19 protein-coding genes are annotated in these 18771 nt (G+C 33.1%); 14 read left to right on the plus strand and 5 right to left on the minus strand.

Translation table 11 applies throughout. The annotated features are described in order from the left end of the window. Positions 1–72 precede the first annotated feature (72 nt). From Q0912_RS11485 to Q0912_RS11500, 4 genes are all read left to right on the plus strand, one after another. Positions 73–1263: a pyridoxal phosphate-dependent aminotransferase gene (locus Q0912_RS11485; RefSeq protein ID WP_299115185.1), complete on the plus strand. Its 1191-nt coding sequence runs from the start codon at positions 73–75 to the stop codon at positions 1261–1263. Further along, positions 1264–2277: a UDP-N-acetylmuramate dehydrogenase gene (murB, locus tag Q0912_RS11490; protein ID WP_299115187.1), complete on the plus strand. Its 1014-nt coding sequence runs from the start codon at positions 1264–1266 to the stop codon at positions 2275–2277. A gap of 200 nt (positions 2278–2477) precedes the next feature. After that, positions 2478–3011 carry a sigma-70 family RNA polymerase sigma factor gene (locus Q0912_RS11495; RefSeq protein WP_299115189.1) on the plus strand — a complete coding sequence of 178 codons (534 nt, stop codon included), beginning with the start codon at positions 2478–2480 and terminating at the stop codon, positions 3009–3011. Positions 3012–3022: 11 nt separating this feature from the next. Then, positions 3023–3811: an RNA polymerase subunit sigma-70 gene (locus Q0912_RS11500; protein ID WP_299115191.1), complete on the plus strand. Its 789-nt coding sequence runs from the start codon at positions 3023–3025 to the stop codon at positions 3809–3811. A gap of 73 nt (positions 3812–3884) precedes the next feature. On the opposite strand, the gene aqpZ is transcribed toward Q0912_RS11500, so the two are convergent. Continuing rightward, complete coding sequence (gene aqpZ / locus Q0912_RS11505) at positions 3885–4571, minus strand: aquaporin Z (RefSeq protein ID WP_299115193.1); 687 nt, start codon at positions 4569–4571, stop codon at positions 3885–3887. 136 nt (positions 4572–4707) lie between these two features. Here aqpZ and Q0912_RS11510 point away from each other — a divergent pair, with 136 nt between their 5' ends. Genes Q0912_RS11510 through Q0912_RS11540 form a run of 7 tightly spaced genes read left to right on the plus strand, consistent with a single transcriptional unit; the run spans position 4708 to position 12018 of the window. Further along, entirely contained in the window at positions 4708–4911 is a 204-nt protein-coding gene (locus tag Q0912_RS11510) for a membrane or secreted protein (RefSeq protein WP_299115194.1), read from the plus strand. 6 nt (positions 4912–4917) lie between these two features. After that, the gene (locus Q0912_RS11515) at positions 4918–6030 is read left to right on the plus strand and encodes a glycosyltransferase (protein WP_299115195.1); all 1113 of its coding nucleotides are present in this window, start codon (positions 4918–4920) and stop codon (positions 6028–6030) included. Next, entirely contained in the window at positions 6021–6566 is a 546-nt protein-coding gene (locus tag Q0912_RS11520; protein WP_299115198.1) for a sigma-70 family RNA polymerase sigma factor, read from the plus strand. The genes Q0912_RS11515 and Q0912_RS11520 overlap by 10 nt, the downstream gene beginning before the upstream one ends. After that, positions 6566–7810, plus strand: coding sequence for an Nramp family divalent metal transporter (locus Q0912_RS11525; RefSeq protein ID WP_299115199.1), 1245 nt, complete (start codon positions 6566–6568; stop codon positions 7808–7810). Before Q0912_RS11520 ends, Q0912_RS11525 begins: the two co-directional genes overlap by 1 nt. Before the next feature lie 51 nt (positions 7811–7861). After that, positions 7862–8734, plus strand: a complete 873-nt coding sequence (gene lipA / locus Q0912_RS11530; protein ID WP_299115200.1) for a lipoyl synthase — start codon at positions 7862–7864, stop codon at positions 8732–8734. After that, entirely contained in the window at positions 8734–9750 is a 1017-nt protein-coding gene (gene gap, locus Q0912_RS11535) for a type I glyceraldehyde-3-phosphate dehydrogenase (protein ID WP_299115202.1), read from the plus strand. Before lipA ends, gap begins: the two co-directional genes overlap by 1 nt. A gap of 30 nt (positions 9751–9780) precedes the next feature. Further along, complete coding sequence (locus tag Q0912_RS11540) at positions 9781–12018, plus strand: ATP-binding protein (protein ID WP_299115204.1); 2238 nt, start codon at positions 9781–9783, stop codon at positions 12016–12018. On the opposite strand, the gene lpxK is transcribed toward Q0912_RS11540, so the two are convergent. Next, the gene (gene lpxK, locus Q0912_RS11545; protein ID WP_299115206.1) at positions 12015–13013 is read right to left on the minus strand and encodes a tetraacyldisaccharide 4'-kinase; all 999 of its coding nucleotides are present in this window, start codon (positions 13011–13013) and stop codon (positions 12015–12017) included. The two genes, Q0912_RS11540 and lpxK, sit on opposite strands and share 4 nt — an antisense overlap. A 39-nt stretch (positions 13014–13052) precedes the next feature. On the opposite strand from lpxK, the gene Q0912_RS11550 reads away from it, so the two are divergent. Further along, on the plus strand, positions 13053–14147 hold the full coding sequence (locus tag Q0912_RS11550) for a Nif3-like dinuclear metal center hexameric protein (RefSeq protein WP_299115208.1): 1095 nt from the start codon (positions 13053–13055) through the stop codon (positions 14145–14147). A gap of 2 nt (positions 14148–14149) precedes the next feature. Further along, the gene (locus Q0912_RS11555) at positions 14150–14938 is read left to right on the plus strand and encodes a C4-type zinc ribbon domain-containing protein (protein WP_299115209.1); all 789 of its coding nucleotides are present in this window, start codon (positions 14150–14152) and stop codon (positions 14936–14938) included. Between the two features lie 74 nt (positions 14939–15012). Here the strand turns inward: Q0912_RS11555 and asnB are convergent, their stop codons facing one another. Next, positions 15013–16674: an asparagine synthase B gene (asnB, locus tag Q0912_RS11560; RefSeq protein WP_299115210.1), complete on the minus strand. Its 1662-nt coding sequence runs from the start codon at positions 16672–16674 to the stop codon at positions 15013–15015. 272 nt (positions 16675–16946) lie between these two features. On the opposite strand from asnB, the gene Q0912_RS11565 reads away from it, so the two are divergent. Beyond that, positions 16947–17492: a DUF2911 domain-containing protein gene (locus Q0912_RS11565; protein ID WP_299115211.1), complete on the plus strand. Its 546-nt coding sequence runs from the start codon at positions 16947–16949 to the stop codon at positions 17490–17492. Between the two features lie 51 nt (positions 17493–17543). Here the strand turns inward: Q0912_RS11565 and Q0912_RS11570 are convergent, their stop codons facing one another. Beyond that, the gene (locus tag Q0912_RS11570; protein ID WP_299115213.1) at positions 17544–18176 is read right to left on the minus strand and encodes a 7-carboxy-7-deazaguanine synthase QueE; all 633 of its coding nucleotides are present in this window, start codon (positions 18174–18176) and stop codon (positions 17544–17546) included. 35 nt (positions 18177–18211) lie between these two features. After that, positions 18212–18658 carry a Rid family detoxifying hydrolase gene (locus Q0912_RS11575; protein WP_299115214.1) on the minus strand — a complete coding sequence of 149 codons (447 nt, stop codon included), beginning with the start codon at positions 18656–18658 and terminating at the stop codon, positions 18212–18214. Positions 18659–18771: the final 113 nt, after the last annotated feature.

An 18771-nucleotide genomic window follows, 5' to 3' on the forward strand; every position in this document is an offset into this window, starting at 1 on the left:
ATATATTTTAAACGTTATTTTTTACATAAACTTTAAGAAATTTCAGAACTTAGCACTTTATAATTTACGACCATGCCAAAAATTTCAAAAAAAGGTATAGATATGCCAGAATCACCAATTAGAAAATTGGTGCCTTTTGCTGAAGAAGCAGAAAAACAAGGAAAAACAGTTTACTACCTTAACATAGGCCAGCCAGATATTAAAACACCGCAGGTAGCTTTAGATGCTTTAAAAACACATTCTCTAGACATATTAGCATATTCAAGATCTGAAGGTTCTGAAAATTACAGAATTAAAATTGCCAACTACTATAAGAAAAATGACATTCATGTCACGCATAACAATATTATTGTAACTACAGGAGGAAGCGAAGCTTTATTATTTGCTTTTGGTAGTATTATGGATGAGGAAGATGAAATTATAATTCCAGAACCATTCTATGCCAATTATAATGGTTTTTCAACAGCATCTGGTGTTAAAGTTGTACCTGTAATTTCTAAAATTGAAGACAATTTCGCTTTACCACCAATTGAAGAGTTCGAAAAGTTGATTACATCTAAGACTAAAGCTATTTTAATTTGTAACCCAGGAAATCCAACAGGTTATTTATATTCTAAAGAAGAAATAAAAAAACTATCTTCTATTGTTAAAAAACATGATTTGTTTTTAATCGCTGATGAAGTCTACAGAGAATTTGTCTACGATGGGATAACACACTATTCTATTTTACAAGAACCTAGTTTAGAGGATCATGCTATTGTTATCGATTCGGTATCGAAACGCTATAGTATGTGTGGTGCACGTATCGGTTATTTAGTTTCAAAAAATAATCACGTTATTAAAACAGCACTAAAATTTGCTCAAGCCAGGTTAAGCCCACCAACCTTAGCACAAATTGCAAGCGAAGCTGCCTTAGAAACACCTCAAAGTTATTTTGATGATGTTATCGACGAATATGTTAAACGTAGAAACATATTGATTTCCGGGTTAGAAAACATTGAAGGGGTTAAAGTTGCCAAACCCAATGGTGCATTTTATTGTATTGCAGAATTACCAGTAAAAAACTCTGATGATTTTGCACGTTGGCTACTAGAGTCTTTTAGTTATGAAAACAATACTATTATGGTAGCACCTGCTGCTGGATTTTATTCTACATCTGGCGTAGGTTTAAACCAAATTCGTATTGCTTATGTTCTTAACGAAGACAGTTTAAAACTCGCAATAAAAATATTAGCTGAAGCTTTAAAAGTGTATAAAGACTAAATGGTGATAGAAAAAAATGTTTCATTAAAACCATTTAATACTTTTGGTATAAATACAACGGCTACATTATATTGTGATGTTTCTACCATTGAGCAATTAAAGAATATTTTAGCTGAGCATCATACCAATCCACTTTTTATACTTGGTGGAGGAAGTAATATGTTACTAACAAAAGATATTGAAGCTCTGGTTTTGCACATTAACCTTAAGGGCACCTCAATTTTAAATGAAACTGACGATAAGGTTATAATAAAAGCCATGGCTGGTGAAAATTGGCATGAGTTTGTACTTTGGTGTTTAGAGCATAATTATGGTGGTATAGAAAACCTATCGCTTATTCCTGGTAATTTAGGCACTGCTCCTATTCAAAATATTGGAGCTTACGGAGTTGAATTAAAAGATGTCTTTGTGAGTTGTGAAGCGCTTCATATTAAGAGTCAAAAAGTAAAAACATTCACAAAAGATGATTGTAATTTTGGTTACAGAGAGTCTGTTTTTAAACAAGATTTAAAAGGACAATATATTATCACAAGTGTTAACTTTGAGCTCACTAAAACCAACCATAGATTACATATGGATTACGGAGCTATAAAAGACCAACTAAAGGCCTTTAATATTTTAGAACCTACTATTCAAGATATCTCAAAAGCAGTCATTGCAATTAGACAAAGTAAATTACCAGATCCTAAAGTCATTGGTAATAGTGGTAGTTTCTTTAAAAACCCGATTATTTCAAAAGATGAATTTGATATCTTAAATGATAATTTCCCAAACGCTCCCTCATATCAAATCTCTGACACTGAAGTAAAAATACCAGCGGGTTGGCTTATAGAACAAGCTGGTTTTAAAGGTAAGCGCTTCAACAATTATGGAGTACACAGTAAACAAGCTCTAGTTTTAGTTAATTATGGTAATGCTAAAGGGAAAGATATTTTTGAATTGGCAAAACTCATTCAAAAAACAGTGAAACGTATCTTTAACATAGAAATTGAAATCGAAGTAAATATTATATAAAAACATAAGTCGCAATAAATATTGCGACTTATGAATTGGGATAATTTTTTTTGAAAATGCTATTAATCAACTCTCTAAATGGAAGAAAAATTATACCAATAAATTGTGCTTTTAATCCAATAAAAGTGTATTTGAGTATATTTACGTTTACAAATCCATTTTGGATGTCTTAAAACCAAATAAAACAAGATTTTAACATTTTGAGCATAACACCAACAGAGCAAAAAATAATCGCTTATCTCAAAAAAGGAGATAAACGTGCATTAAATCTACTTTACGAAAATTATTCCGCTAGTCTTTATGGTGTTATTTTAAAGATTACCATTAATGAAGAAATTGCAGAAGATGCTTTGCAAGAGACCTTTATTAAGGTATGGAAGAATGCTCACAAATATGACTCTAGCAAAGCCAAATTATTTACCTGGTTATTCCGCATAGCAAGGAATACTGCTATAGATAAACTTAGAAGTTTTAACAATCGTTATAAAAAGGAAGTCCAAATTGATACTTCTAACGTATATATCTTACCAACAAGTAATTTAAACCAAGATGTTTTGGATATTAAAGCGCATGTTGGGCGACTAGAAGAAAAGTATCAAATTGTGTTAGATGCCCTTTTTTTTCAAGGCATGACGCAACAAGAGGCTAGTGACGAACTAGATATTCCTCTTGGTACAATTAAGTCGAGATTAAAAATAGGGTTGAGAGAATTAAAAAAAGTTTACGACCCTTAAAAGTATTTATTATGGAAACAAAATTACATAGTTTTTTAAATTCTAACCTACTTAATAAATATTTGGTAGGTGAAACTTCTGCTGAAGAAACAACAGAGGTAGAATTTTTCATCAATAACTATCCTGAAGCGGCTATAGCTTACGAAAAGCTTCAGGGTAATTTAGAACTCATTGCTAAAGCTGGTGCTGTTGATGTACCAAATAATGTATTATCAAATATTTTAGAAGCTTTGGAAGAATCTAATGATACTAAAGTGATTCAATTAATACAGAATAAGAAGACTCCTTGGTATAGTATTGCAGCTAGTGCTGCTGCTATTTTATTTGCGGTTACATCGTTTATATTGTATCAGAAAAATCAAATGCTGAATGATGAGAATAATGTTGTCATTGAAGAAATCTTTGATTTAAGGAGTGATATTGAAAACAATAATGCTAAACTAGATGAATTGTCTAGAGAATTAAACAAATTGAATAATCCTGATGCCAGAAAGTATGTCATTAATGGTAATGAGCGTGCAAAAAATTTAAAAACAGTTGCCTACATTAATCCTGTAGAAAAAACATCTATGATAGATGTGATTACATTACCACAACTACCTAAAGAACAGCATTATGAAATTTGGGCAGAACTACAAGATAGAATGGTTAATCTAGGTATAATTGACGAATCTGACCGCAAATTAAAACCAATACCATATATGGAAGATGCATTAGCATTGAGTATTAAAATTGGAACAAGTGGCAAAACTGACGAGAACAATACTGAGGTTGCAGAGATTTCACTGAAAGAAAAATAAGGTACATAAACTTAAATAAATTAAAAGAGGCACATAATATTGCGCCTCTTTTTTATGCTTATTACTTTAATTTCTATTCATTCTCAAAAAGTGCCTTGTGTATAATCCCACCAATAACAGCACCTGCTATTGGGGCAACCCAAAATACCCATACCTGTGATAAGTATGCACCATCAGCAAATAAAGCCTGACTTAAAGATCTTGCAGGGTTTACAGATGTATTTGAAATAGGTATACTGATTAAGTGGATTAACGTTAATGCCAAACCAATAGCTATTGGAGCAAACCCTTTGGGTGCTCTAGTATTTGTACTTCCTAAAATGACGATTAAGAAAAACGCCGTTAAAATAATCTCAGCGACTATTACTGCCATCATGCTGTAATTATCTGGTGACAAATCACCATATCCATTCGCTGCAAATCCACCTAATGTGTCAAATCCAGCTTTGCCAGAAATAATTGTTTTGAGCGCCAATGCAGCAACAATAGCACCAACAACTTGGGCTAGAATATAACCTATTAAATCTTTTGCTTCAAATTTCCCTCCTGCCCATAGGCCTATAGATACAGCAGGATTAAAATGTCCGCCAGATATGTGCCCTACAGCATATGCCATAGTAAGTACAGTTAAACCAAAAGCGAGTGCAACACCTACAAATCCAATACCCAATTCAGGAAATCCTGCAGCGAAAATTGCACTACCGCAACCCCCAAAAACAAGCCAAAACGTTCCAAAAAACTCAGCAAATAATTTTTTCATAATTGATAATTAATTAGTTAGTTAATAAATGTTTAATACTAATGTGACACAAGATTTATTTGTAAAGTCACAATTGAAAAAGGGGCATTAAATAAATGTAAAAGCTTTATCTTTGCATTAAATTTAAGCATTAAAAATGAAATTGTTACTTCTTACACTTGGATTGTTAGCTTTAGCCATTGCAGGAATTGCTATAAAACTTTGGGCAAAAAAGGATGGTGAATTCGCAGGTACTTGCGCTAGCCAAAACCCAATGCTTAACAAAGAAGGTGAAGCTTGTGGTTTTTGTGGTAAGACTCCAGATCAGTTCGAAAACTGTAACGAACCTCAACATTCATAGGTCTTAATGAGCATTACTACAATACTATTTTTTGCTTTTGTAGTAATAGTTGGTATTCAAATTGTATACTACCTCACATTTCTTTTTTCTTTTTCAATTAAAAGATTAGAGTCACGATTAAAAAAGCATATTCCCGTCTCTGTAATTATATGTGCAAAAAACGAGGCAGAAAATTTAAAGCAGAATCTTCCACTTATTTTAAATCAAGACTACACAAACTTTGAAGTTGTTTTGGTCAATGACAGTTCTTCTGATGAAACTTTTGAAGTAATGAAACAGTTTGAAGCTAATCACCAAAACATAAAATTGGTAGACGTTAAAACTATTGAAGTATTTTGGGGAAATAAAAAATATGCACTTACCTTAGGTATAAAAGCGTCTACATATGATTTTTTAGTCTTTACTGATGCTGATTGCAAACCAAAATCCAATAAATGGTTAGCTCATATAAGCAGTAAATTTTCTAATCAAAAAGCTATTGTTTTAGGGTATGGGGCTTATGCTAAAAAACGTTTTTCATTATTAAATCATCTCATTCGGTTTGAGACTGTAATGACAGCTTTGCAATATTTCTCTTATGCTAGTTTGGGAATACCATATATGGGAGTTGGCAGAAATATGGCTTATAGAAAGGAACTATTTTTTAACAATAATGGTTTTAACAATCATATGTCTATAAAGTCTGGTGATGATGACTTATTTATCAATGAAGTTGCTGACAATAAGAACACTATTATTTGTACTTCTACTGAAAGCTTTACAATTTCTGAACCTAAAAGTTCTTTTAAAGACTGGATAATACAAAAACGTAGACATGTTAGCACAGCAAACTTTTACAAAACTAAGCATAAGCTTCTTTTAGGCTTGTTTTACGCCTCGCAGTTTTTATTCTGGGTTTTGGGGACTTTATTATTTGTATTGGTTTATGATTGGATGTGGGTTGTAGCGTTAATTACTTTACGTTTTATTGTTCAACTCATAAGTTTAGGGTTTGCTGCAAAAAAATTAGATGAAGTTAATCTTATCCTCTTAACACCTTTTCTAGAATTATTTTTAATTACTGCACAATTAAGTATCTTTATTGCTAATCTTATATCTACACCTAATCATTGGAAATAAAAGACGCGATTATAAAAGCCAAACAGAATGACCAAATTGCGTTCAATTTCCTTTTGGATACCTTTTGGAATGATGTGTATACATTTCAACTCAAGCGTACAAAAAATGAAAATGATGCTGAAGATATAACCATCCAAACATTTTCCAGAGCTTTTGATAAGATAAACACTTATAACAAAGATTATAAGTTTAAAACGTGGTTGATAACTATTTCAAAAAATATCCATATAGATTTAATTAGAAAGCAGAAAAAAACAATCAGAAATGCATCTAAAGATGATGATGAGCATTATTTTGATATTGTTGACGACTCACCTACTCCTGAGGATAAGATCATAACGGAGCAAAATCTTGCTAATCTCTTAAGAGATATCAAAAAATTAAAACCTCATTACCAGGAAGTCATTAACTTAAGGTATTTTCAGGAATTCAGTTACAAGGAAATATCTCAAGAGCTTAAAGAACCTATTAATAATGTTAAGGTAAAGCTATTAAGAGCAAAAAAACTATTAGCAGCCATTATTACTAAAACTTAATGCTTTCTACCTTTAAAAAATTAGGGCCCGGATTATTATTTGCAGGCGCTGCTATTGGTGTATCACATCTGGTACAATCTACTAGAGCTGGAGCAGATTATGGGCTAGGATTGCTTTGGGCTTTATTACTCGTTAACTTATTTAAATATCCTTTTTTTCAATTTGGTCCCAGATATGCCTCAGCAACTGGTGAAAGTTTACTTGAAGGATATTATAAACTAAATAAAGGTATATTAATTGCTTATTTTATTTTAAGCTTGGCGACAATGTTTACCATTCAAACAGCCGTTACTATTGTTACCGCTGGTTTAGCCTACTCCCTTTTTGGAGATGTTAGTTTTTTAAACTTTGGTGTTGAGAGTATCAGCAGTGTAGAAATTTGGACCGTTATTATATTATTTATCTGCTTATTAATACTTTTCTTAGGTAAGTATAATACTCTAGATAAGTTAATTAAAGTTATCATTATTGCTCTAACCATAAGCACCTTAGTAGCTGTTAGCTTTGCATTTTTGGAGTTTAACACACCCATTTCTTTAGTACAGGTGCTGCCAGAAGACCCTACTGAAATTGCTTTTCTAATTGCTTTTATGGGTTGGATGCCTGCTCCATTAGATATTTCTGTTTGGCACTCTATTTGGGCAATAGAAAAGAAAAAGGACGAAGGTACATTTTCTCCAAAAACTGCATTATTAGATTTTAACATAGGTTATTTTGGCGCTATAATTTTAGGTATCGCTTTTGTTTGTCTTGGTTATTTTGTGATGTTTAATACTGGTAATTCCTTTAGTGAAAAAGCAGCAATTTTTTCAAATCAGCTTATTGATTTATACACCAAAACTTTAGGGAACTGGTCTTATATAATTATTGGTATTGCAGCCTTTACAACCATGTTTAGTACAACCATTACCACTTTAGACGCATCGCCTAGAGCTATGGCTAAAAGCTTAGCGATACTTTCTAATCAACATAAAAAAAACGCCTATTTATATTGGGTTTTGATTTTGACCTTTGGTACTATTTTTATCTTTTTTGCTTTCGCTTCAGAAATGGGGTTATTCATTAAGATAGCAACTATTCTCTCATTCTTAACAGCTCCTTTTTATGCCATTATTAATTATAAGCTAATTTCCAGTAAACACACACCGAAAGATTGGAGACCTAGCTTAAAGCTTCATATTTTATCATGGTTAGGCATTGTATTTTTAATTGGTTTTAGCATCTGGTATCTCACACTGCTGTAGGCTATTTTAATTATTTACTTTGTATCTTTGCTTTCTCGAAATTGAAAATGCATGGAAACCAAAGTAGTTTCAAATATTTTACCAGAACGCAAACCAAAATGGTTGCGTGTTAAGTTACCTACTGGTAAAAAATACACTGAACTTAGAAGTCTTGTAGATAAATACAAACTCAATACAATCTGCACATCAGGAAGTTGTCCAAATATGGGTGAATGTTGGGGAGAAGGAACGGCAACATTTATGATTTTAGGGAATGTATGCACACGTTCTTGTGGGTTCTGCGGAGTAAAAACCGGACGACCTGAAACTGTAGATTGGGATGAGCCTGAGAAAGTAGCACGATCCATTAAAATTATGCAGATTAAACATGCGGTTTTAACAAGTGTGGATAGAGACGATCTTAAAGATATGGGAAGCATTATGTGGGCAGAAACGGTTAAAGCTGTTCGTAGAATGAATCCCGAAACGACACTTGAGACTTTAATCCCTGATTTTCAAGGTATAGAAAAACATATCGACCGTATTATTGATGTAGCTCCAGAAGTGGTTTCACATAATATCGAAACCGTTAGACGATTAACACGCGAAGTCCGTATACAAGCCAAATACGATCGTAGCATGGGAGTCTTAAAATATCTGAAACAGCAAGGACAACGTAGAACCAAATCTGGTATTATGTTAGGTCTGGGAGAAACACGAGAAGAAGTTATCACTACACTTCACGATTTAAGAGATAATGACGTTGATGTGGTTACTATAGGTCAATACCTGCAACCCAGTAAAAAGCACTTACCTGTAAAACGTTTTATCAATCCAGATGAATTTGACGAATATAAAACCATAGGTTTGGAACTTGGTTTTAGACATGTAGAAAGTAGTGCTTTAGTAAGATCTTCTTATAAAGCACAAAAACACATTAATTAATGATTAAAGTCGCCATAAACGGATTTGGTAGAATTGGTCGACGTGTATTTAGATTAGCGCTTCAACACCCGCAAATACAAATTGTTGCCATAAATGATTTGGCAGATGCTAAAACCTTAAGTCATTTATTAAAATACGATAGTATTCATGGAGTGCTAAATGAAACTATTACATATAACCATGATCACATTATCGTTAATGAAGTTTCTATTCCTCTATACAATGAGAACCATCCAAAGTCTATAGATTGGTCAATCGTTCAACCAGAATTTGTCATAGAATCCACTGGAAAATTCAAAACTAGATCAAAATTACAGCATCATATAAATAATGGTTCTAAATGTGTAGTGTTATCAGTTCCTGCTTTAGATGATAATATTAAAACTATAGTTCTGGGTGTCAATGACCATAATATAGATGGCTCAGAAACCATAATATCTAATGCTTCGTGTACAACTAACAATGCCGCTCCAATGATTGATTTAATCAAAACGCACTTTGGTATTAAGCAAGCTTATATCACAACCGTACATTCTTATACTACCGATCAAAGTTTGCACGATCAACCTCATCGCGATTTAAGACGTGCCAGAGCAGCTGGACAATCTATAGTTCCTACCACAACAGGAGCAGCTAAAGCTCTAACTAAGATTTTTTCTGATCTATCTAATGTTATTGGTGGTTGTGGTATAAGAGTACCAGTAGCCAATGGTTCGCTTACAGACATCACCATTAATGTAGAAAAGAGTACAACTATAGAAGAAGTAAATAAGATTTTTGAAACGGCCTCAAAATCTAAATTAAAAGGAGTTTTAGAATATACTGAAGACCCAATTGTCTCTATTGATATTGTTGGTAATACACACTCATGTATTTTCGATGCGCAGATGACTTCCGTCATCGGAAACATGGTTAAAATAGTAGGTTGGTACGATAACGAAACTGGGTATAGCTGTAGAATTTTAGATTTAATTTGCGATTTATCGGATAAAAAAGCACTTTTGTCGAATAAATAATTATATTTGTTCAAATAAAAGTGAGCTGAAATGTCCCGAATCAAATATTACATATTTGTTTTTTTAGCGTGTTTTTGCAGTCTGGTTTTCGCACAAATAGATAGTGTCGAAGATGCAGATATGCTATCTATGAGAATACAAGAGCGTGTTACTCAAGCTAAATTAGAGAGCGATCGCGGTGATTATTACAACGCTTTAGGTAATCTGGAAAAAGCGCTTGCAATTGCCGAAAAAATTAACGATAAGACTAACCAAGGTAAGATTCATACCAAAATTGCAAAAGTTAGATATCTGGTAGGAGAAACAGATAAAGCGAATATTTCTTTAAATAAAGCACTTCAAATTCAGCGAGATATTGATGACTATGGCAACCGGGCTATTAGTTATAATATTAAAGGTGTTATATTAAGTACAAAGGAAGAATATGATAATGCTCTTGATTACTATAAATCGGCAAAAAATTTATTTGAACAAGAAGGCTTAGAAGAATACATCTCTGAAGTTACCTTAAACGAAGCTAAAGTATACATTTCGCTCAAACAATTCGATAAGGCCAAATCCCAACTCGACAAGACCATAATTATTGCTAAAAAGTACGAACAAAGGCGAAGGCTAAGTAGTGCTCTAATAGAAAGTGGTAAAGTTTCTAGTGCTCTTAACAATAATGATTTGGCACTAACCCAAGTCGAAGAAGGGCTTTCTATTGCTAAAGCCTACAACATTTTAGAAAATGTTAATGAAGCCTATTTAACATTAAGTGCTATACATAAAGCGAAGGGAGATTATAAAAGCTCCTACGATTTCATTACCAAACATATTAAGCTGTCTGATTCTATTTTAGATGTTAAACGCGAAAATTTAGCTCCTGGTATTACCGGCAAGTATATATACCAATATAAAGATGCTCAAAACGCACAATTAAAGCAGCAGATAGACGAAGTTAGTGCAGAAAGTAATTTCACAAGAATTACTACCATTCTGAGTATTGCATTAATTACAATCTTATCGCTATTGACCTTATCACTCTACAAGAATAATAACATAAGGTTAAGAACCAATAATATGCTACAAACCAAAAATGATGAGTTTATTGTAGCAAAAGAGAAGGCAGAGTTAGCTTCTAAAACAAAGGCAAATTTTTTGTCTACGGTAACACACGAATTGCGCACACCGTTATATGCAGTTACAGGCCTTACTAATATGTTATTAGAAGAAGACCCTAAAGAACACCAAATACCCCATTTAAAATCATTAAAATTCTCAGGCGATTACTTATTAACCTTCATAAACGACATCCTTCAAATCAATAAAATTGAAGCTAATAAAGTTGAATTAGATCCTGAGGTATTCAACCTTAAAAATAAACTCGAAAATATAATCTCTGCACTTAGTAATTCTGCTAAGGACAATGATACAAACCTACATTTTGACTATGAAGACGGTTTACCAGAATCCTATAATGGTGACCAATTAAAAATTTCCCAAATCTTAATTAACCTGCTTGGAAATGCCATTAAATTTACAAAAGATGGAGACATCTGGGTGAGAGCATACAAAATTGACCATAAGGACAATATGTATACGCTACGCTTCGAAATTGAAGATAATGGTATTGGTATTACAAAAGAAAAACAAGATCAGATGTTTGATAGCTTTTCTCAAGGCTCTGTTCAAATCAACAGAAAATATGGTGGCACTGGTCTTGGTTTATCTATTGTAAAAGGGCTTATCAAAATTCTTAAAGGTAAAATCTATTTAAAGAGTGAGCTAGGTAAAGGCACAACATTCTTTTTTGAAATTCCTTTAGAACATGTTGAAGAAGTTAAAGCTCCACAAGTAGAAGAAATTAAAAAATCTAATAAAATGGAAGATTTGGATTTAAGTGATGTTAAAATTTTGATTGTTGAGGATAACAAGATTAATCAAATGATTACCAAAAAGATTCTTAACAAGATGGGATTAAACTGTGATGTAGTAGATAATGGTGAAGCTGCTGTAGAACAAGTTAAATCTACCGACTATAATATTGTATTGATGGATATCCACATGCCTGGTATTAGCGGCTTAGAGGCCACAAAAATTATTAGAACTTTCGATAAAGATTTAATCATCTTTGCACTTACAGCAGTAACTATAGAAGATAAAATGCAAGAGTTTGGCGAGGCTGGCTTTAACGACATCATTTCCAAACCATTTAAAAAAGAAGATTTTGAGACCAAACTATATGATGTCCTTTCAGGAAAAGAAGTAATCTCCAGCTTCTTTTAATGAACAAAAGATAAAATCGTACTTTCAAAAGCCTCAGCATTATCAATCTTCATTTCTATTGGCAAATAGTACAAACTGTTTTCAAAAACTTCATTATTAGACAACCTCACATAGTCCTTTTCTGTAGTTATAATTAATGCTTTATTTTCTAATTTTTCGATATCTACAGGTCTAAAACTATAATGATCAGGATATTCTAAATGATCAAATTCTAATCCTTTGTTAGTTAAGAAATTAACCAATGGTGTGGCATTAGCAATACCCGTAACCAAAGTAAATTTGGGAAGCGTACTTAAAGCTAACGCATTATGCTTTGAAATTACTTTTTCAGAATACTCAATATGACTAAAAAATAATTGCTGATATGATTTCAATTTTAATTTTGAAGACATCGCGCTTTTCTCAGCTTTAGAAATAGCTTTAGGACATTTTGTAACCACAATGATATCTGCTCTTTTTGACCCAAAACGTGGTTCTCTTAAATTTCCTGTAGGTAAAACTATGTCCTCATAATAAGGTTTGTGGTAAGCCGTCAATAGAATACTAAATCCGGCATTAACTTTTCTATGTTGATAGGCATCATCTAGTAAAATAACTTCTGGTTTTTCTTCTAAAGCCATTAACTGTTCAATACCATTTTGACGATTTCCATCAACAGTAACTTTTATATCTTCAAATTTTTTAAAAAATTGATAAGGTTCATCTCCTATAGTATCAGCAGTCGCATTTTCATCTGCTAGAACAAAACCATCTGTTATACGTTTATAACCTCGGCTTAAAGTAGCAATAGATTTTTGACCTTTTAATAAGCGAATTAAATATTCTATCATAGGTGTTTTACCTGTACCACCAGTACTTAGGTTTCCAACGCAAATGATAGGAAGATTATAATTTTTTGAGGATTTAACCCCTTTATCATACAACCAATTTCTAAACCAAGTTACAACATAGTAAATTGGTACAATAGGAAACAATATGATGCGGATAAATTTCAAGAGTACTAAAATATGTATTTTTGAAACAAATATACACTTATGAATGTTCAAGATGTAATTAATCAACTACATGATTTAGCCCCACTAGCCTATGCTGAAGATTTTGATAATGTTGGGCTTTTGGTAGGTAATAAAAACCAATCGGTTTCAGGAATCCTAGTTACATTAGATACACTAGAAGCTGTTGTTGATGAAGCCATTGACAATAACTGTAACCTCATCGTTAGCTTTCATCCTATTATTTTTAAAGGTTTAAAAAAGCTAACAGGCAAAACTTATGTTGAACGTGTGGTTATAAAAGCCATTCAGCATAATATAGCTATCTTTTCAATTCATACAGCTTTAGACAATGCTTTGCAGGGTGTCAACTCAATCATTTGTGACCAACTAGGTTTAAAAAACAAACAGATTTTAATACCTCAATCTGGCACTATAAAAAAATTACAAACTTATGTCCCAAAAAGTAGTGCCGAAATTTTACGCTCAGCATTATTCAAAGCAGGAGCTGGTAGTATAGGCAATTATGAATCTTGTAGTTTTAATGTGGATGGAGAAGGCACTTATAAAGGCAATGAAGATTCTAATCCTGTTATTGGTGAAAAAGGAAAATTACATTCTGAAAGTGAAACGGCTATTTCTGTAACCTACAAAAAACACTTAGAATCTAATGTTTTAAAAACTTTATTTAAAACACATCCTTATGAAGAAGTAGCTTATGAAATTACAACTTTAGATAATACCAACCAAAATATTGGTATGGGAATGCTAGGTGAGCTCGAGAGTGAAATGGATGCAACCGCATGCCTTCACTATATAAAGCAGAAAATGAATACAGAATGTGTAAGGCATTCAAAACTGTTAGACAAACCCATAAAAAAGATTGCTGTTTTGGGAGGTTCAGGAAGTTTCGCTATTGGTGCTGCTAAAGCTTCAGGCGCAGATCTTTTGGTAACAGCAGATTTAAAATACCATGACTTTTTTAGTGCAGAACATACTATTGTTATAGCAGATATTGGGCATTACGAAAGCGAGCAATTCACAAAATCATTTTTAGTAGACTATCTCTCAAAAAAAATTACTAATTTTGCAATCATTTTATCAAAGACAAATACAAATCCGGTAAAGTATTTATAATTATGGCAAAGAAAAAGGCTGAAGCTACTGTAGAAGAACGATTAAGAGCGTTATATGATTTACAATTAATTGATTCTAGAGTAGATGAAATAAGAAATGTCAGAGGTGAACTGCCTTTAGAGGTTAGAGATTTAGAAGATGAAGTTGAAGGGCTAAACACCAGATTAGAGAAATTAAATGATAGTCTAGCAGTTATTGATGATGAGATTAAAGGCAAAAAGAATTTAATTGAAGAAGCTAAAGCTTTAATCAAAAAGTATAGTGAGCAGCAAAATAATGTTAGAAATAACAGAGAATATAACTCATTGACTAAAGAAATTGAGTTTCAGGAGTTAGAAATTCAATTAGCCGAAAAACATATAAAAGAATTTAAGGTTCAGATAGAACAAAAGAAAGAAGTTATTTCTGAAACAAAAGACAAATTAAAAGATCGTCAAACGCACTTAAAACATAAAAAAGGAGAGCTAGACGAAATTTTAAAAGAAACTGAAAAAGAAGAAGAAGCGCTTTTGGGTAAATCCGAAGATTTTCAAAAGAAAATTGACGAGCGTTTGGTAAAAGCCTATCTAAGAATTAGAAATAATGTTAAGAACGGTTTAGCTGTTGTGCCAATTGAACGTGGAGCTTCAGGTGGTTCTTTCTTCACTATTCCACCTCAGGTACAAGTAGAAATTGCATCTCGTAAAAAAGTGATCACTGATGAGCATAGCGGACGTATTTTAGTTGATGCTGTACTAGCTGAAGAAGAAAAAACAAAAATGAATAAGTTATTTGCTAAACTAAGTAAATAAACTTCCCGAAATAAATAAAAAAGCCTTCACAATATGTGAAGGCTTTTTTATTTGGCTAATAGTATATTTAAAAATTAATAACAATCTTCGTGTACCATAGCTACAGCTCTACCAGAAGGGTCGTTCATGTTTTTGAAAGCCTCATCCCACTCTAAAGCAATTTTAGTACTACAAGCTACACTTGGCTCTTGAGGCACGCTTAAAGCAGCTGTATCACTTGGAAAATGCCCTTCGAAAATGGCTCTGTAGTAATACTCTTCTTTATTTTGTGGTGTCTGTATCGGATAACGGAAATGTGCATTTGCCAATTGCTCATCGGTGATTTGGTCTTCAACAAGTTCTTTTAATGTATCAATCCAACTGTAACCTACTCCATCGCTAAATTGTTCTTTTTGTCTCCAAGCAACACTTTCTGGTAACATATCTTCAAACGCTTTGCGCACCACCCATTTCTCCATACGTTCTCCATTAATCATTTTATCTTGTGGGTTAATGCGCATCGCGACATCCATAAACTCCTTATCTAAAAACGGCACTCTGCCTTCAATTCCCCAAGCCGCTAAACTCTTGTTAGCCCTTAGACAATCATACATATGCAGCTTACTCAATTTCCGTACAGTCTCTTCATGAAATTCCTGCGCATTTGGTGCTTTATGGAAGTACAAATAACCTCCAAATAATTCATCAGCACCTTCGCCAGACAGTACCATTTTAATTCCCATAGACTTAATGACACGTGCCATTAAATACATTGGTGTGCTTGCCCTTATCGTAGTGATGTCATATGTTTCGAGTTGGTAAATAACATCTTTAATAGCATCTAAACCTTCTTGAATAGTAAATTTAATTTCGTGATGAACCGTACCAATATGATCTGCTACTTTTTTAGCTGCAGCCAGATCCGGCGATCCTTCAAGTCCTACAGAAAAACTATGCAGCTGTGGCCACCATGCTTTTTCTTTATCATCTGCTTCTATACGTCGTTCTGAATATTTCTTTGCTATTGCAGATGTCACTGAAGAATCTAATCCACCAGATAATAATACACCATATGGCACATCGCTCATTAATTGCCTGTGTACAGCATCTTCCAAGGCTTGCCTTACTTCGGCAATGCTTGTTTCGTTATCTTTCACAGCATCATAGTCAGTCCAATCGCGTTTATACCACTGTATCAATTCTCCATCTTTACTACTCATGTAATGTCCAGGAGGAAACAATTCAATTTTTGTACAAACACCTTCTAAAGCTTTTAATTCTGAAGCCACATAAAATGTCCCTTGTTTATCCCAGCCTATATATAATGGAATAATTCCCATGTGGTCTCTGGCGATAAAGTATTCATCTTTATCTACATCATAAATAGCAAAACCAAAAATACCATTCATATCATCTACAAATTCATGTCCTTTTTCTTTATAAAGTGCCAAAATAACCTCGCAGTCACTCTCAGTTTGAAATTCATAATCCGGAAACTGAGAACGTAATTCTTTATGGTTATAGATTTCACCATTAGCTGCTAAAATCAATTTTTTATCCGCACTGAATAAAGGTTGCTTTCCTGAGGCAGGATCTACAATTGCTAATCGCTCATGGGCCATAATCACTTTTTCATCACTGTAGATACCACTCCAGTCTGGTCCACGATGCCTAATGGTTTTTGCCATTTCTAAGACTTGAGGTCTTAGTATTTCTGATTTTTGTTTTATATCAAACGCACATACTATTCCGCACATAATTTTAGTTTTTATGTTGAATGCAACTTCGATTATCTCAGTCTAACACTCTATTATTAGTAATTATGAAGCAAATATGATACTAAACTTTAAATTATTAAACACTATACTATTAATAAGTATCAATTTAAAACTTAAAACAACAAATAAAATAAATTTTGAAACTATAACACAAAGAATTAAAAATTTAACTAATAATCTGTAAACTTTGGTTTCTCTTTTCGACCACAATAGGCATAATCTATAACAACAATAAATCTATATCACTTATTATGAAAACAACGCGACTAATTACAACCTTCGCTTTTGCATTTTTAATGTTACTATCATTTAATGCTGGAGCTCAAGATTTTTCAGGACTTGATAAAAGCCCTATGGATGCTGCTTCTTATCCTAGCAGTTATAAAGAGTCTAACAAACTTATTAAGATTGTTTACAGTAGACCTCAACTAAAAGGCAGAGCTATCTCTAAGCTGGCTAAGCCTGGTAAAGTATGGCGACTTGGAGCAAACGAAGCTGCTGAATTGCAGGTTTATACCAATATGAAACTTGATGGAAAAGACATAAAAAAAGGTACTTACACTGTATACGCTATTCCTGGTGAGAAAGAATGGACTGTAATTGTTAGCAGTGATCTTAATGTTTGGGGAAGCTATTTCTACAATCAAGATAATGATGTAGCCAGAATTACAGTACCTGTTACTAAAGATGATGAGTCTCTTGAAGCCTTTTCAATAGCTTTTGAAAAATCGGATGATGGTGTGCACATGCACATGGGATGGGGAACTATAAGAGTTGCTGTACCTTTTACTAAATAAATTTAAAAGCATGCTAATTAAAAAATGCCTTGAGAAATCAAGGCGTTTTTATTATGGTATATTCAAATACTTATGTGTCTGAAGCGATACTTTCCATTTAGGATTCGCCATGACATAGTCTACAATCTGAGGCATCATCTTTTCGCGTTTGCTCCACTCTGGTTGTAAGTACAAAATACAATCGTCATTAACTTTAGAAGCTTGTTCTTCAGCAAACTTAAAATCGTCTTTGTTGTATACGATACATTTTAGCTCGTGAGCCTTATCATAAATTTCTTCAGTCGGTAACTTTACTTTTTTAGGAGATAAGCAAATCCAATCCCATTGTCCAGTCAGTTTATAAGCACCAGAGGTTTCAATATGTGTTTGCACTCCCTTAGCTTTCAGCTGTTCCGTTAAAGGTCCCATATCCCAAGTTAAGGGCTCACCACCAGTAACTACAATGATATCACTATACTTAACCGCATTTTCAACAATTTTTGTGGCTTCAGTAGCAGGATGCAATTCTGGCAACCAACTTTCTTTTACATCGCACCAATGGCATCCGACGTCACAACCACCGATTCTTACAAAATACGCAGCTGTTCCTTTATGATAACCTTCACCCTGAATGGTATAAAACTCTTCCATTAAAGGCAACAAATGGCCTTGATCTATTAATTGTTGTCGTTCTCTTCTAGTCATAATTGGCAAAGATAGTTTATTCGTTTAAAGTATAATTACTTTGCAGCAATAACATCAATTTCAATACTAGCTCCACCTGCCAAACCTGAGGCAGCAAATGTGGTTCTGGCTGGTTTCTTAGTAAAATAGGTCGTATACACCGAATTAAAAGTTTTAAAATCATTAATATCCTTTAGAATTACAGTGCACTTTACTACATTATCTAATGACAAATTATGATGTCTTAAAACAGCTTTAATATTTTCAATAACCTGCTTAGTTTCTGCCTCTATACCACCAGCAACCAATTTCCCTTTTTTGTGATCTTTCCCTATTTGCCCTGTCAGAAATAATAAATCATCTGTTTCTACCACATCACTAAAAGGCACATTTGCTCTGCTTGGTTCGTGAGATTTGTGAAAAATGATTTCGGATTTAGAATTATAACACGATTGAAGGCTTATAAACATTAAAAAACAACAAATAGAAAATACAGGTTTCATGGTATTAGGTTTTTACACTTGACTATATAATCGAGATTAGAATACAATAAATTAACTTCAAAATTTAAGACTTTTGCATTATATACCTCATAAGTTTGCGCTGAGGTAGTTTG

The organism is uncultured Winogradskyella sp., assembly GCF_947498345.1.
Lineage (GTDB): Bacteria > Bacteroidota > Bacteroidia > Flavobacteriales > Flavobacteriaceae > Winogradskyella.